A 13,884-nucleotide genomic window follows, 5' to 3' on the forward strand; every position below is an offset into this window, starting at 1 on the left:
TCAGACGGCGTCCGCATAGACGGCGGCGCGGTAGAGCCTGAGCGCGAAGGCGCGGGCCTTGACCGGCAAGACCGCAGTCAGCGCAGCCTGTTTCATCAGGCGGCGCGCAAAGGGCAGGGCGGGCAGGCGTTTCAGGGCGCGCGCGGCCTTGTAGCTGGGATAGGTCTGGACGATGGCGGGGTGCAGGGCGACGACGCGGGCGAAGTTGCCGGCGCCCTGATCGAACTTGCGCGCCAGATCCTCGACCGTGTCTAGGCCCATATGGGTGGCGGGATTGTCGATATGGACGACGTGAAAGCGGCGAGAAACGCGCATGGCCCACTCCACGTCCTCCCAGCCCCAGCCACTGAAACCGGGATCGAAGGCTTCGGCGGCGAACACGTCGCAGCGCACCAGCAGATTGGAGGTAAAGACGTATTTCTCGGGCGTCAGGGCGCGCTGGGACGCGGGCAGGCATTCCGAGGCGCCCGACAGGGCGCGGTGGACGGCGAACCGGGCGTCGGTCGGCGCCTGATCCAGCGAGAAGCCGCCAAAGGCCACGGCGGGCGAATTGCCGGTGACCAACCTGAGCCAGTTTTGCAGGAAGGCCGCCGTATCGGGCCGCATGTCGCTGTCGAGAAACAGATAGGCTTCGCCGCGCGCGGCAGTGGTCAGGCGGTTGCGCCCCCTGGCGCGGCCTTCGTTGACGGCCAGGGTGACGAGACGGGCGGGCAGATGCAGGGCGTCGATGGTCGCCTGAAGCCGGGTCGTCAGATCAGCGTCTGCGGTGCCGTCGTCCAGCAGGATCAACTCGACCGCGCCGGACAGGGCGGGGGCCTCGGTGTCCAGTTGGCGCAACAGGCCTTGCGGATCGTCGCGCAGGAAGGGGATCAGGACCGAGATCGTCGGCGTCGCCTGAGCCCAGGCGGCGTTGTCGTGAATCTGGACGCTCACGCCGTCATGCTCCGGCGCGCGCGGATCAGGCGCATGAGGACGTCACGCACGCCTGCGGCGTTCAGGGTCAGGGCGACGACGGCATAGACGAGGCCGCCCACGCTCGCGTCCAGCATCAGCTCCATAAAACCGCCCAGCGGCGGCATCATCCAGACGACCCCGGCCATGACGGCGGAGGCGATCCCGCAGTGGATCAGCGCCTCCCAGGGCATGGGCAGGGCGATGGCGCGGCGGCTGAGCAGGATACAGGCGATCAGGCCGATGGCGAAACTGGCCGTGGTCGAGACGGCGGCGCCGGTCACGCCCATGCGGGGGATCAGCATCAGGTTCAGCGCGACGTTGCACAGGGCCGGGATCGCCATGGTCACCAGCAGCAGGCCGGTCTTCTTACCCAGGGTGAAGCCGAAGCCGAAATAATAGGCGATCATGCCCGACAGGAAGGACGAGGCCGCAATCCACGGTGTGACCAGGCCGGCGGCCGCGCGCAGATCCTGGCCGATCATCAACTCCGCCAGCGGCCGCGCGACCAGCGACAGACCGACAGCGGCGGGCAGACCGATCAGGATCAGGGTCGATCCCTGCTCGATGGCCGTCTGACGCAGCGCCTCACGCCCACCGCGCTCCAGCGCCATGACCATGGCCGGCGCACCGGCCGCGCCCAGCCAGATGAAGATGACGTCCAGCGTCCGGTTCGCCAGGCTGTAGCTGGCGTGATAGGCGCCGACCGCCGCCGCATCCATGAAGGCCGCCAGCAGGAACCGATCCGTCGAGGCCAGCACCAGCGCCAGCGTCAGCGACGCCGCGATGGGATAGCCATACAGGGCATAGGCCTTGAGCCGGACGCGATCCAAGGTCCCGCCCGTCGCATGTCGCAATTCGCCCGGCAGGATGAAGGGGAGGGCGAACAGGGGGGCGATGGCCAGACCCAGCAGGGGCGACGCCGCGCCGGCGCCGGCCAGGGCGAATCCGGCCCCGACCAGAAAGCCCAGGATGGCGACGCCGATGTCCACGGCGGCGGATTTCGACACCTCGCCCGCCGCGCGATACCGCTCCTGCGCCAGCTTCGCGAGGTTGCGCACGGGCGCGCCCGCCAGGCCGAAGGCGACGGCGATCTTGAACGCCGGCGTCAGCGGCGCCAGCCACACGATCAGGGCCGCGATCGGGGTGAAGACGGCGATGATCGTGAACGACGTGCGGTACAGACTGGCGAAATGGGTCGCCATTCCCTCGGGTGTGCGCTCGGCCGCCCAGAAGCGCGCCATCGACGCTTCCAGCCAGGTGAAGGTCACGGTGTGGGCCAGGGTCGTGACCGAAAACGCCAGGGCGTAATGGCCGAAGTCGTCGGCGCTGAGCAGGCGCGTAAAGACGAAGATGGTCAGGAAACCGACCACGCCCTGGACGATCTGGGCCGGCAGATAGCCCCAGACGCCGCGCCAGAACATGCGCTTCTCGCTCAACGTACGGCCGCCCGGTCGCCCAGCAGGACGGGAATGGTGATGGCGATCACCCAGAGGTCCAGCCAGAAGGACTGGCGCTCGATGTATTCGATGTCCAGTTGGACGCGTTCGCGCACCTGGGCCTCGGTGTCCACCGGTCCGCGCGAGCCCTTGATGGCGGCCCAGCCGGTCATGCCGGGCTTGATGCGGTGGCGATGGGCGTATTCGGCGACCAGCAGGGCGGATTCGGTTTCGCCGGTCTTCATGCCGATCGCGTGAGGGCGAGGGCCGACCAGGGACATCTCGCCGGACAGGACGTTGAAGATCTGCGGCAGTTCATCCAGGCTGGTGGCGCGGATGAAGCGGCCGACACGGGTCACGCGGTCGTCGTCGGCGCAGACCTGGCGGCTTGCGGTCGCATCGGCGGCGGCGTGGCGCATGGAGCGGAACTTCCACACGACAATGGTCTCGTGATTGAAGCCATGACGGCGCTGGCGGAAGAAGACGGGGCCGGGACTATCCAGCCGCACGGCCAGAGCCACCAGGGCCATGATGGGCGCAGCGACGACCAGGGCTGCGGCGCCAATCACCAGGTCCTGCATCCGCTTGTCGAAGGCGCGGCGGTCCGGGTTGGCAGGACCATCCAAAGACGCAAGCGGCGCATTCGCCAGCCTGTTCAGCAGCCCGTCGCGGCCCAACTCCGAATCGACCAGGACCGTCAGCGGATTGGGCAGGGCGTTCAAGGTCTGCGTCAGGTCGCGCACGCGCTGGCCCGCCTCGGGATCGATGGCCAGCACGATCCGGTCGACATAGGGCGTCAGCCGGTGGGTCAGCAGGGCCTTGGCGGTCCCCAGCACCGGCACGCCGGCGACGCTGTCGGGCGATCGGGCCAGCCGGTCGTCGAACACGCCCAGCACATTCATGTCACGCCGCTCAAGCGCCTGTTCGATCAGACGCCGCGCGTTTCGGGTCGCGCCGACGATGACGATGTTGGGCGACAGCACGCCCAGCCGACGCCACCGCGCAATGACGACCAGCCACAGGCCGTGCAACAGCGCCAGGGCGGCCGTCGTCGTCAGGGCCCAGGGCGCAATGACGTCCAGCGCCGGGCGGTCCAGCAGCCAACCCAGCACGAGCGCCACGCCGGCCGAGACGACTCCCACGCCCACAACGCCCGTCATGTGCAGAGGCCAGGGCGTGTCGCGTCCGAATCGATAAAGCTGAAGCGCGCGCATCAACACGAGCACCAAAACGGCGCCGACGACCACGGGCGCAGCGTCGCCGACCGTGATCGAGGCCAAGCCCGTCGGCTGGATCGCCAGGACCGCGCTGAACGCCAGCCCGCAAACCATCAGCACGTCGATCAGCCGGAAATAGTGCGCCGACAACCGCACGGACGATCGCTCGCGCGCATTCAGCCAAATCTCCGGGCGGAACGGCCCGCGCGACGGCCGGCTCTTCAGCGGCGTGTCGGCGGCGAGACTGGCGGGGCGGTCGAGCAACAGGCGGTCCAGAAGCGATCCGGGGGCGAATGATGGCCGCGATACTGCCGCTTCAGCCTCTATGTCGCGTTAACGTAGACGCTTTCTCTCGAACCGGATTGCGCGACGCATCAGCCTCCGCTATCGACGCCCTCGCAGGAGACGTGGCCGAGTGGCTGAAGGCAACGGTTTGCTAAATCGTCGTACCCCGTAAGGGGTACCGAGGGTTCGAATCCCTCCGTCTCCGCCATTCCTCTCAGAATATGGGCCGATCAGCAGACGCTCACGGTGCGGCGGGGCAGAGGCTTCGTGCGTTACGTCGCCGTTGAAAACGACCGCTGTGCACGCCTAGCTGAACAAACTCCACCAGGGTTTCCAGGGGGTCAGGTGGTGTTCGTGGTGGCGGCCGAAGTGGAAGCAGGTCAGCAACGACATGACCGGGCCGAAGGGGCTTGTGCGGGCGTTGTGGTGGTCGGGGAAGGCGTCGTCGGTATGCCTGTGAGGCAGCCAGGTGCCGAAGGTGAACAACTGTAGCGCCGAGAGCAGGGCGGGCGCGGCCCAAAAGACCAGAAGATTGGGCATGCGGGCGCCGAGGATCAGGACTGCGACGGCCACGAGCACCGTCAGGACGGCCAACTCGCGCCAGCCGAAATAGGTGCGGAAAAAACCGTAGAACCAGGGCAGGAAGGCGCGGGGGGCGTCGGCGTGAAAGTCGGGATCGTCCGCCGTGCCGGGCGCCGAGTGATGGGCGTGATGCGCCGTCTTCAACGGCGCAAACCGAAAACCGGCGTAGAGGGCCAGCGCCAAGCTGCCGATCGCCGTGTTCAGCCGTGGGCGTCCCGGGGCCAGCGAGCCGTGCATGGCGTCGTGGGCGACGATGAACAGGCCGACGGATAGCCAGGTCTGGACGGCGACGATCAGCGGAACGGTCAGGACGCTCCACATCGTCCAGCGATGAAAATAGACGCCGTAGATATGCAGGCTCAGCCAGGCCGCCGCGATCAGGCCAGCCAGCGTCAGGCCGATCAGGGCCTGGTTCGGGACGACCCGTGACATTGGCGTGACGGCGGACATGGCGCGACACTTAGCGCATCGCGGCCCGGTAAGCATCCTGTTCGCTTGCCGCATGCGTCGTCGCGTGCCACCTGTCTGGAATGCAGGTCGACGCCTCTGACACTTCCGCGCCGGACCTTTTGCTGGTCGGCGGCGGCCTGGCCAATGGCCTGCTGGCGCTGCGGCTGTCGCGCGTCCGTCCTGATCTGGACGTGCGAATCGTCGAGGCGGCGCAGACCCTGGGCGGGGTCCACACCTGGTCCTTCTTCGACAGCGACCTGACGCAGGCGCAGCGCGACTGGATCGCGCCCTTGGTGGTGCATCGCTGGCCGGGATACGGCGTCCGTTTTCCCCAGTTCGAACGCGCGCTGTCGACCCCCTATTGCAGCGTTACGGCCGAACGGTTCGCGGCGGTGGTCGAGGCGGCTTTGCCCGGAAAGGTCATGCTGGGTGCGCCGGTCGCCTCGGTGTCGCCGACCGAAGCGGTGCTGGCTGATGGACGGCGTCTGAGCGCCAAGGCGGTGATCGATGGGCGCGGGCCGACCGCGACGCCGGATCTGGCGCTGGGTTTCCAGAAGTTCGTCGGGCTAGAGGTGCGGCTGGCGGCGCCGCACGGTCTGACCACGCCCATCGTCATGGACGCCTGCGTCGATCAGGCCGGTGGCTATCGGTTTCTCTACACCCTGCCGTTCGATAATCGCACGCTGCTGATCGAGGATACGCGCTACACCGACGGCGATGCGCTGGATCGCGCGGCGTTCCGGCAGGGCGTGCTGCATTACGCCCACGCGCAGGGCTGGGAGATCGAGACGATCTTGCGCGAAGAGGACGGCGTCCTGCCCGTGGCGCTTGATGGGGACATCGGCGCGCATTTGTCGCGAATGGGGCCGACAGCGCTCAGCGGTCTGCGCGCCGGGTTGTTTCACCCGACCACCGGCTATTCGCTGCCTGACGCGGTGCGCCTGGCCGACCGGCTGGTGCGGGATTTCGAGCTGGCGACGGTCGCCGAAGACATCCGCCGCCATGCGCATGACGTATGGGCCGGACGAGGCTTCTATCGGTTGCTGAACCGGATGCTATTCCGTGCGGCCCGGCCCGATGAACGATACAAGGTGCTGGAGCGGTTCTATCGTCTGCCCCAGCCTTTGGTCGAACGCTTCTACGCCGCTGGATCCACACTCGCCGACAAGGCGCGGATCCTGAGCGGAAAACCCCCGGTGCCGATCGGCGCCGCACTGACCTGTATGGTCGAAAGAGGACGTGCGTGATGCGGGCTGCTGTAATCGGATCGGGCTTCGGAGGCTTGTCGCTGGCCATACGGCTGCAGTCGGCGGGCATTCAGACCACGGTGTTCGAGGCCCGCGATCTGGAGGGCGGCCGGGCCTATGTGTTCAAGGACAAGGGCTATACCTTCGACGCCGGTCCCACCGTCATCACCGACCCGTCGGCGCTGGAGGAACTGTTCAAGGCCAGCGGGCGCAAGCTGTCGGACTATGTCGAACTGCTGCCGGTCGCGCCCTTCTATCGGCTGTGCTGGGAAGACGGCGACGTCTTCGACTACGTCAACGATCAGGATGAGCTGGACCGCCAGATCGTGGCGCGCAATCCGGCCGACAAGGAAGGCTATCGCAAGTTCCTGGCCTATTCGCAGGACCTGCTGAAGGAAGGCTATCTGAAGCTGGGGGCTGTGCCATTCCTGGACTTCGCCAGCATGGTCAAGGCCGCGCCGGAGCTGATGCGGCTTCAGGCCTGGCGGTCGGTCTATGACAAGGTCGCCAGCTATATTCAGGACGAGCACCTGCGTCAGGCGTTCAGCTTCCACTCCCTGCTGGTCGGCGGCAATCCGTTCGCGACCTCGTCAATCTATGCGCTGATCCATGCGCTGGAGCGGCGCTGGGGCGTGTGGTTCCCGCGCGGTGGCACTGGCGCCCTGATCCAGGCCATGGTGCGTCTGCTCAAGGATCTGGGCGGGGAAGTTCGGCTGAACAGCCCGGTCGAGCGCATCACCATGGCGAACGGTCGTGCGACCGGCGTGGTGGTGAACGGCGAGACGTTGGCCTTCGACATGGTCGCCTCTAACGCCGACGTGGTTCACACCTATCAGCGCCTGTTGGGTCAGGAGCCGCGCGGTCAAAAGGAGGGCGCCAAGCTGGCGTCGCGGCGTCACTCCATGTCGCTGTTCGTCATCTATTTCGGCCTGAAACGCGTCCACCCGGAGGTGCGCCACCACACGGTGCTGTTCGGGCCGCGCTATCGCGAGCTGATCGCCGAAATCTTCAAGGGGCCGGACCTGCCCGACGATTTCTCGCTGTATCTGCATGCGCCGACGCGGACCGATCCGTCACTGGCCCCGGAAGGCTGCGATGCCTTCTATGTGCTGGCGCCCGTGCCTCACTTGGCCTCAGCGGACATCGACTGGGAGGTCGAGGGGCCGCGCTATCGTGACCGGATCCTGGCCTATCTGGAAGAACGCTACATCCCCGGCCTGACGGCCGATCTGGACACCTGCCGCATCTTCACGCCAGTCGATTTCCGCGACCAGCTAAACGCCCACCAGGGGTCGGCCTTCTCGCTGGAGCCGATCCTGACCCAGAGCGCCTGGTTCCGGGTGCATAACCGCGACGACCAGATCCCCAATCTGTATTTCGTGGGCGCCGGCACCCACCCCGGCGCGGGCGTGCCGGGCGTGGTCGGATCGGCCAAGGCCACCGCCGCCCTGATGATCGAGGACGCGAGGCAGCCGGCATGACCGACGCCGTCCTGGATCACAGCCGCCAGTCGATGGAGCAGGGGTCCAAGAGCTTCGCCGCCGCCGCGCGCCTGTTTCCGGCAGCGATCAGGGACGACGCCTGGATGCTGTATTCCTGGTGCCGGCACTGCGACGACGAGATCGACGGCCAGGTGCTGGGCCACGGCGCGGTCGGCATCGATCCGGTGCTGGCCGGCGAGAAGCTGGACGAACTGCGCCTTCGCACCGCCGCCGCCCTGGCCGGCGAGCCGCAGACGGACCCGGTCTTCACCGCCTTCCAGCGCGTCGCCATGCGTCATGGCATTCCAGCCGAAGAGGCGATGGACCTGTTGCAGGGGTTCGAGATGGACGTGGTCGGCCGGCGTTACGATACGCTGGAGGACACGCTGGACTATGCCTATCACGTCGCCGGCGTCGTCGGGGTGATGATGGCGCGGATCATGGGCGTGGACGATGCGCCGACCCTGCGACGCGCTCAGGACCTGGGGCTGGCGTTCCAGCTGACGAACATCGCTCGCGACGTGGTCGAGGACGCGAAGGGCGGGCGGGTCTATCTGCCCGGCGCCTGGCTGGACGAGGCGGGCGTGCCGCGCGATCAGGTCGATCAGCCCCAGCACCGCGCCGCTGTGGCCCGAACCGCGCAGCGTCTGGTGGCGGCGGCCGAGCCCTTTTACGCCTCGGCGCGGTGGGGTTTGCGCGATCTGAACCCGCGTTCGGCCTGGGCCATCGCCACGGCGCGCGGCGTCTATCGTTCGATCGGCCGCCATGTGTCGCGCGCCGGCGTGAGCGCCTGGGACGGACGGACGTCGGTCGACAAGGCGGGCAAGCTGATGCTGTTGGGCCGGGGCGGTCTGATCGCCCTGTGGTGCAAGACGCTGGATGCCTGGCGCGAGCCGCCGCCGCGCCCGGCGTTGTGGACGCACGTCTGACGATCAGCGAGCCGCGCGCCGCTGCTCCAACATCAGGGCGATCGCAAGGCCGCTTGCGCCCAGACTGGCCATGACCGCCCAGGCAGCGATGACGGTCGAGGTGAACTCGCCCCGCCAGATCACGGCCTGATAGGCCTCGATGGCCCAGGCGTGGGGCGTGATCCAGCCGAGATCGCGGAAGGCTTCGGGCATCAGAAAGCGCGGCGCCATCGATCCGCCCAGAGCGGCCAGAAGCAGCACGACGAAGGTCGTCAGCGGCTGGGCCTGCTCACGCGATCGACACGCCGACGTAAGAGCCAGGGCCAGGCCGGCGGCGCAGAAACCGACCGACAAGGCGGTGACCACAGCCGCCGCCATCTGCCAGGGCTCCAGGGCGGGCAGTTTGATCCAGGCCGCGACAAAGACCGCCGCCGACTGCATCACGCCGACCGCCGTCAGCCAGGCAGCCCGCCCGACAAGGATGGGCCCCAGGCCGCCGCACGCCAGCGCCAGGCGTGATTGGAGGCCGGATCGCCGCTCGTCCAACCCGCCCATGGCCCCGTGCATGGCGGCGAAGAAAACGAACATGACGCTGACCGCGCCCGCATAATAGGTCGCCTGCACATCACCCTGGGGCCCGATCTGCAGGGTCTGAACGCGCGGCGCGGGTCGTGCGACCTGCCCCGACAGGGCGGCGGCCATCGGTTCCAGCCGCGCTTGAAGCGCCGACGCCGCCACGTCCCGGCCGGCGGCGGAAACGATCACCAGTTTTGGCGGTCCCTGCGTCGAGGGACGAATCAGTATGCCGGCGTCAGCGCGACCGTCGATGACGGCGCGGTCGAAAGCCTCGAGATCTTCGACGATGCGAAGACGATCGCCCATGTCCTTTGACACCGCCTCGCGGATCGCTGCCGTCGCGGGCGTGCGCGACGCGTCGTGCAGCACGACGGTGGTGTCGATGTCGCCGCGCGCGCCCGCGCCGAAGATCGCTGCGAACAGCAGATAGACCAGGGGTGGCAACAGCAGGGTCAGAATCACGCCGGCGCGGTCGCGCCAAAACCCTTTCGCCCAGGCGCCCGCCACCGCCATCATGACGGCGTCTGCGACAGCTGTGCGACCAGGTCGTCCAAGCCGGGGCGTCGCACGGCGACCTCGCCATCCTCGCCATCGACCACGGCGGCAAGCATCTGGGCGATGGCCAACGCGTCATCGCAGAGCCGCCGCCACTCCAGCCCGTCCTCGGACGCGGTCAGCCCCGCCTGGGCGAACCATTGGGCGGCGGGGTCCGACGCGGGTCGGGTCAGGCGAATGCTGAGCAGCCGGGCTGAGCCGAAGGCGCGATGAAGCAGCGCGTTCGGCGCGCCTTCGGCCAGAACTCGCCCCTGCGCCAGGACACCGATCCGGTCGGCCGTATCGGCGACGAAGATGGCGTCATGGCTGATCAGCAGACAGCCGGCGCCCGCCTTTGCGGTTTCGCGCAGGGCTACGGACAGGACGCCGCGGGTCGACGCATCCACGCCTTCCGTCGGTTCGTCGGCGATCAGCAGCCGCGGTTGTCCGACCAGGGCGGCGCTGAGGTTGGCGCGCCGCTTCCAGCCGCCGGACAGGGTGCGCACCGGCTGGTCCGCGCGCGGGCCGCAGCCGGTCAGGTCGAGCGCGCGGTTCACGGCGGCGCCGCGATCACGCTTGGGCACGCCGCATAGCCGCGCCGTCACATCGACGTTCTCGCGCGGCGACAGGGCCGGAAACAGGGCGCTGTCCTGCGGCGCCAGCCCGATGCGTCCGCGTGGCCCGCCGCCTTCGCCCAGGACGACACGCCCGCGCCGAGCGGGCAGCAGACCCGAAGCGACGCGCGCCACCGTGGACTTGCCCGCGCCATTCGCCCCAAGCAGGGCATAGACTTCGCCCGCAGCAATGCTGAGGCTGAAGTCACGCAGCACGGGTCGGCCGTCGTAGCCCGCATCGATCCCGCTCAGCGACAGGGCCGGCGCGACGTCAGACCCCAAGTTCAGCCTGCTGGAATAGGTCCAGAACGTAGAGGGCCAAGGGGCTGTCATGGCCGACCGCCTCGACCGCCTTGGCCAAGGATTGCCGCACCGCCGCACGGGTCCGGCATTCGCCCCACAGATCGACGAAGGTGGTGGTGTCGTCGTCCTGACCCACATCCTTGCCGACCGCATCGACAGTCGAACAGACATCCAGCAGATCGTCGCAGAGCTGGAAGGCGAAGCCGATCGCCTCGCCGAAAATCGACAGCCGCGCCAGATCCTGCGCATCGCCGCCACCGAGCAGACCGCCGCCGCGCACGGTGGCGACAAACAGGGCGCCGGTTTTCAGATCGTTGATCTGGCGCAAGGCGGTTTCGTCGCGATCCCTCGCGTCGTCGCGCAGGTCGCGCATCTGACCCTCGGACAGACCATCAAAGCCGATCGCCTGCGTCAAAAGGTCCAGGGCCGCCAGACGCATTTCCGCCGGCGCAGGCGTCTGCAGCACCAGACGCGTCGCCTGGTTCAGCAGGGCCACGGCCGCCAGCACGGCAGTATCCTCCCCATGGCGACGGTGCAGGGTCGGCTGGCCCCGACGCAGCGAGGCGTCGTCCATGCACGGCAGATCGTCCAGAACCAGCGACGAGGCATGGACCATTTCCAGCGCGCAGGCGTAATCCAGGGCGTCTTCCGCCTCGCCGCCGACATGCGCCGCCGCCAGCATGGCCAGCACCGGCCGGACGCGTTTTCCCTGTCCCAGCAAGGCCTCGCGGGCCGCCGTGGACAGCAGGCCGTCGTGCGCCGGTGCGACCTCGGACAGACGCGCCTGAACCTGCAGGCGCAGATCGTCGGGGTCGCAGGATGCGCCCGCCAGAGGCGGTTGGCGCCGGATGCCGACGATGGCCATACAGATCTCCCATTGTCGTCGACGTCGCGTTGCGACCACGCGCCGAACCCTTATGATGCCATACGGCATCACGACCGCGTCGGATGCAACCCGCCAGGAGCCGTTTGCGATGTCCACTGACGCCGATGCCTTGATCCGGCGCAAGGACGAACACATCGACCACGTGCGGGCCGGGCGAGGCGTCAGCCAGACGACATCGGGTCTGGACGCCGTTCGTTTCGTTCACGACGCCCTGCCGGATCTCGATCACGACGCCATCGATCTAACGACGCGCTTTCTGGGGCGGCGGGTCGCCTTGCCGTTCCTGATCAGTTCGATGACCGGCGGGCCGTCGCGGGCCGAGGCGATCAATGCGCGGCTGGCTGAGGCGGCCCAGTCCCTGGGCGTGGTTCTGGCGGTCGGCTCGCAGCGTGTGGCGTTGGAGACCGACGGCGGTTTGGGTCTGGGGCTGGACCTGCGACGCCGGGCTCCGGATGCGATGATCCTGGCCAACCTGGGCGCCGTGCAGTTCGCCTTGGGTTATGGCGTCGATGAGGCGCGGCGGGCCATGGAGATGATCGGCGCCGACGCCCTGATCCTGCATCTCAATCCGTTGCAAGAAGGCGTTCAGCCCGAGGGCGATCGCGACTGGCGCGGCGTGGCGCGAGGCATCGAACGGGTCGCGGCGGCCTTCCCGGGGCGTCTGATCGTCAAGGAGACGGGCGCCGGCCTGTCGGGCGCGGTCGCGCGCCGTCTGGCGGACATGGGCGTCGCTGCGCTGGACGTCGCCGGAGCAGGCGGCACCAACTGGGGCCTGATCGAGGGCGCACGAGTGACGGGGGGGCGGGCGGAAGCGCTGGCTGCGCCCTTCGCCGGCTGGGGCGTGCCGACGGCGCGCAGCCTGGCAGACTGCGCCCAGGCCGCGCCGGACCTGGATCTGATCGGGTCGGGCGGCATCCGTGACGGACTGGATGCAGCGCGTGCGATCCGGCTGGGCGCCTGTCTGGTCGGTCAGGCGGCGGGCGTGCTCGAGGCGGCGCTGACCTCGACCGAGGCCGTGGTGGATCATCTGGATCTGATGGCGGCTCAGCTGAGACTGGCCTGTTTCTGCACCGGGTCGGCGGACCTTACCGCCCTGGCTCAGGCGCCGTTGCTGGAAGCGCCGCGTTTCTGAGACAGTTCGGCCTTCAGCGCGCGCGCCGAACGCACCCACAGGAAGCCGAACGATACGCAGCCCTCGCGTGTCCGCACCGCGTGATGCAGCCGGTGGGCCTGAATGCGCCGCGTCCAGAACCCCGAGCGCCCAACGATTCCCGTCGGAAAACGGCGATGCACCAGTCCGTCGTGGAAGAAGAAATAGATCAGTCCATAGGCCGTGACACCCAGGCCGATCGGCAGCGCCCAAGGCCACAGATGCAGGCCCAAGGCGACGAGGATGATGGCCGGGGCGGCGAACACCACGGCGAACAGGTCGTTCTTTTCCAGCACGTCGTCGTGCGGTTCATGATGGCTGCGGTGCCAGGTCCACAGCAGGCCGTGCATGACATAGCGATGCATCGCCCAGGCGAAGACCTCCATCCCCAGGAAGGTGGCGAGGAACAGCAGGATCATCGTCGGCCAGGGCATGACCCCATCATAGGCGCTTTACGGACCGCGCGTCACGACTTGACCCGGCTCGACGTTTCGCCGTCTGTGCGCCCATGTTGAAGGACCTGTTCGTCACCACCCTCGCGCTCAGCCTGATTATCGGCGTGCGCTATCTGCTGGTCGGCGTTGTGACCCATGGCTTGCTGTGGGGCGGGGCGGGACGGGGGCGTCAGTTGAACCACAGGCCGCCGGCGCCGAGACGCATCCGCGCCGAAGTCATCGCGTCCTTGATCGCGTGCCCGATCTACGCCTTGCCGGCCGCACTCGTCATAGAGCTCTGGAAGCGCGGCGGGACGGCGATCTACGACGATATCCATGCCTGGTCGCTGTGGTGGCTGCCCGCCAGCTTCATCGTCTACATGCTGGCCCACGACGCCTTTTACTATTGGGTCCACCGCGGACTGCACCATCCGCGCATCTTCCCCTGGGCCCATGCCGAGCATCATCGGTCGCGCGATCCCAGCGCCTTCGCCTCCTTCGCCTTCGATCCGGCCGAAGCGATCGCCACAGCCTGGTTCCTGCCGGCCCTGACCCTGTTTATCCCCATTCATTGGGGCGTAGCGCTGGCGCTGCTCACCCTAATGACCGCAACCGCCGTACTGAATCACGCAGGCCGAGAAATCTGGCCCGCGTCCTGGCTGAAAAGCGCCCCGCTACGCTGGATAATCACCGCCACCCACCACGACGCGCACCACAAACGCTTCAACGGCAACTACGGCCTGTATTTCCAGATGTGGGACCGATGGGCAGGTAGCGAGCTTTCTTCCGCTCGGAGGAGAAAGGCCTAGACGCCACCGCTTTGAACC

At 68.0% G+C, this 13,884-nt stretch carries 13 protein-coding genes and 1 tRNA gene; 6 read left to right on the top strand and 8 right to left on the bottom strand.

Translation table 11 applies throughout. From position 1 onward, the window contains the following. The 3 genes from PFY01_RS08100 to PFY01_RS08110 are packed head-to-tail and all read right to left on the bottom strand — an operon-like array spanning position 1 to position 3,871. Entirely contained in the window at positions 1-933 is a 933-nt protein-coding gene (locus PFY01_RS08100) for a glycosyltransferase family 2 protein (protein ID WP_271040914.1), read from the bottom strand. Further along, on the bottom strand, positions 930-2,390 hold the full coding sequence (locus tag PFY01_RS08105) for a lipopolysaccharide biosynthesis protein (RefSeq protein ID WP_333780209.1): 1,461 nt from the start codon (positions 2,388-2,390) through the stop codon (positions 930-932). The genes PFY01_RS08100 and PFY01_RS08105 overlap by 4 nt, the downstream gene beginning before the upstream one ends. Next, positions 2,387-3,871 (bottom strand): exopolysaccharide biosynthesis polyprenyl glycosylphosphotransferase, encoded by a 1,485-nt coding sequence (locus PFY01_RS08110; protein ID WP_271040915.1) that lies wholly within the window; start codon positions 3,869-3,871, stop codon positions 2,387-2,389. The genes PFY01_RS08105 and PFY01_RS08110 overlap by 4 nt, the downstream gene beginning before the upstream one ends. Positions 3,872-4,008: 137 nt before the next feature. On the opposite strand from PFY01_RS08110, the gene PFY01_RS08115 reads away from it, so the two are divergent. Continuing rightward, positions 4,009-4,100 (top strand) — tRNA-Ser (locus PFY01_RS08115). A 98-nt stretch (positions 4,101-4,198) separates the two neighbouring features. Here PFY01_RS08115 and PFY01_RS08120 read toward each other — a convergent pair. Further along, positions 4,199-4,924, bottom strand: coding sequence for a fatty acid desaturase (locus PFY01_RS08120; RefSeq protein WP_271040916.1), 726 nt, complete (start codon positions 4,922-4,924; stop codon positions 4,199-4,201). Between the two features lie 80 nt (positions 4,925-5,004). Between PFY01_RS08120 and crtY the strand changes: the two genes are divergently transcribed. The 3 genes from crtY to PFY01_RS08135 are packed head-to-tail and all read left to right on the top strand — an operon-like array spanning position 5,005 to position 8,581. Then, a complete protein-coding gene (crtY, locus tag PFY01_RS08125) occupies positions 5,005-6,171 on the top strand; it encodes a lycopene beta-cyclase CrtY (protein ID WP_271040917.1) in 1,167 nt (388 codons plus the stop codon). After that, positions 6,171-7,652, top strand: coding sequence for a phytoene desaturase (locus PFY01_RS08130; RefSeq protein ID WP_271040918.1), 1,482 nt, complete (start codon positions 6,171-6,173; stop codon positions 7,650-7,652). Before crtY ends, PFY01_RS08130 begins: the two co-directional genes overlap by 1 nt. After that, positions 7,649-8,581 (top strand): phytoene/squalene synthase family protein, encoded by a 933-nt coding sequence (locus tag PFY01_RS08135; RefSeq protein WP_271040919.1) that lies wholly within the window; start codon positions 7,649-7,651, stop codon positions 8,579-8,581. The genes PFY01_RS08130 and PFY01_RS08135 overlap by 4 nt, the downstream gene beginning before the upstream one ends. Before the next feature lie 3 nt (positions 8,582-8,584). On the opposite strand, the gene PFY01_RS08140 is transcribed toward PFY01_RS08135, so the two are convergent. Genes PFY01_RS08140 through PFY01_RS08150 form a run of 3 tightly spaced genes read right to left on the bottom strand, consistent with a single transcriptional unit; the run spans position 8,585 to position 11,452 of the window. Further along, positions 8,585-9,652, bottom strand: a complete 1,068-nt coding sequence (locus PFY01_RS08140) for an ABC transporter permease (protein WP_271040920.1) — start codon at positions 9,650-9,652, stop codon at positions 8,585-8,587. Continuing rightward, positions 9,649-10,566, bottom strand: a complete 918-nt coding sequence (locus PFY01_RS08145) for an ABC transporter ATP-binding protein (protein WP_271040921.1) — start codon at positions 10,564-10,566, stop codon at positions 9,649-9,651. The genes PFY01_RS08140 and PFY01_RS08145 overlap by 4 nt, the downstream gene beginning before the upstream one ends. Continuing rightward, a complete protein-coding gene (locus PFY01_RS08150; RefSeq protein WP_271040922.1) occupies positions 10,556-11,452 on the bottom strand; it encodes a polyprenyl synthetase family protein in 897 nt (298 codons plus the stop codon). Before PFY01_RS08150 ends, PFY01_RS08145 begins: the two co-directional genes overlap by 11 nt. A 109-nt stretch (positions 11,453-11,561) precedes the next feature. Between PFY01_RS08150 and fni the strand changes: the two genes are divergently transcribed. Beyond that, positions 11,562-12,605 (top strand): type 2 isopentenyl-diphosphate Delta-isomerase, encoded by a 1,044-nt coding sequence (fni, locus tag PFY01_RS08155; RefSeq protein WP_271040923.1) that lies wholly within the window; start codon positions 11,562-11,564, stop codon positions 12,603-12,605. Here the strand turns inward: fni and PFY01_RS08160 are convergent. Then, a complete protein-coding gene (locus PFY01_RS08160; RefSeq protein WP_271040924.1) occupies positions 12,572-13,057 on the bottom strand; it encodes a sterol desaturase family protein in 486 nt (161 codons plus the stop codon). The genes fni and PFY01_RS08160 overlap by 34 nt on opposite strands. Positions 13,058-13,134: 77 nt before the next feature. Between PFY01_RS08160 and PFY01_RS08165 the strand changes: the two genes are divergently transcribed. Continuing rightward, positions 13,135-13,866, top strand: coding sequence for a sterol desaturase family protein (locus PFY01_RS08165; protein WP_271040925.1), 732 nt, complete (start codon positions 13,135-13,137; stop codon positions 13,864-13,866). Positions 13,867-13,884: the final 18 nt, after the last annotated feature.

Origin of the sequence: Brevundimonas vesicularis, from assembly GCF_027886425.1 — a bacterium.
In the GTDB taxonomy this organism is placed as follows: domain Bacteria; phylum Pseudomonadota; class Alphaproteobacteria; order Caulobacterales; family Caulobacteraceae; genus Brevundimonas; species Brevundimonas vesicularis_C.

Bases quoted from the DNA above. Each gene is read 5' to 3' on its own strand.
- PFY01_RS08120 (WP_271040916.1), bottom strand. From the start codon at position 4,924: ATGTCCGCCGTCACGCCAATGTCACGGGTCGTCCCGAACCAGGCCCTG.
- crtY (WP_271040917.1), top strand. From the start codon at position 5,005: ATGCAGGTCGACGCCTCTGACACTTCCGCGCCGGACCTTTTGCTGGTC.
- PFY01_RS08130 (WP_271040918.1), top strand. From the start codon at position 6,171: ATGCGGGCTGCTGTAATCGGATCGGGCTTCGGAGGCTTGTCGCTGGCC.
- PFY01_RS08135 (WP_271040919.1), top strand. From the start codon at position 7,649: ATGACCGACGCCGTCCTGGATCACAGCCGCCAGTCGATGGAGCAGGGG.
- PFY01_RS08140 (WP_271040920.1), bottom strand. From the start codon at position 9,652: ATGATGGCGGTGGCGGGCGCCTGGGCGAAAGGGTTTTGGCGCGACCGC.
- PFY01_RS08150 (WP_271040922.1), bottom strand. From the start codon at position 11,452: ATGGCCATCGTCGGCATCCGGCGCCAACCGCCTCTGGCGGGCGCATCC.
- fni (WP_271040923.1), top strand. From the start codon at position 11,562: ATGTCCACTGACGCCGATGCCTTGATCCGGCGCAAGGACGAACACATC.
- PFY01_RS08160 (WP_271040924.1), bottom strand. From the start codon at position 13,057: ATGCCCTGGCCGACGATGATCCTGCTGTTCCTCGCCACCTTCCTGGGG.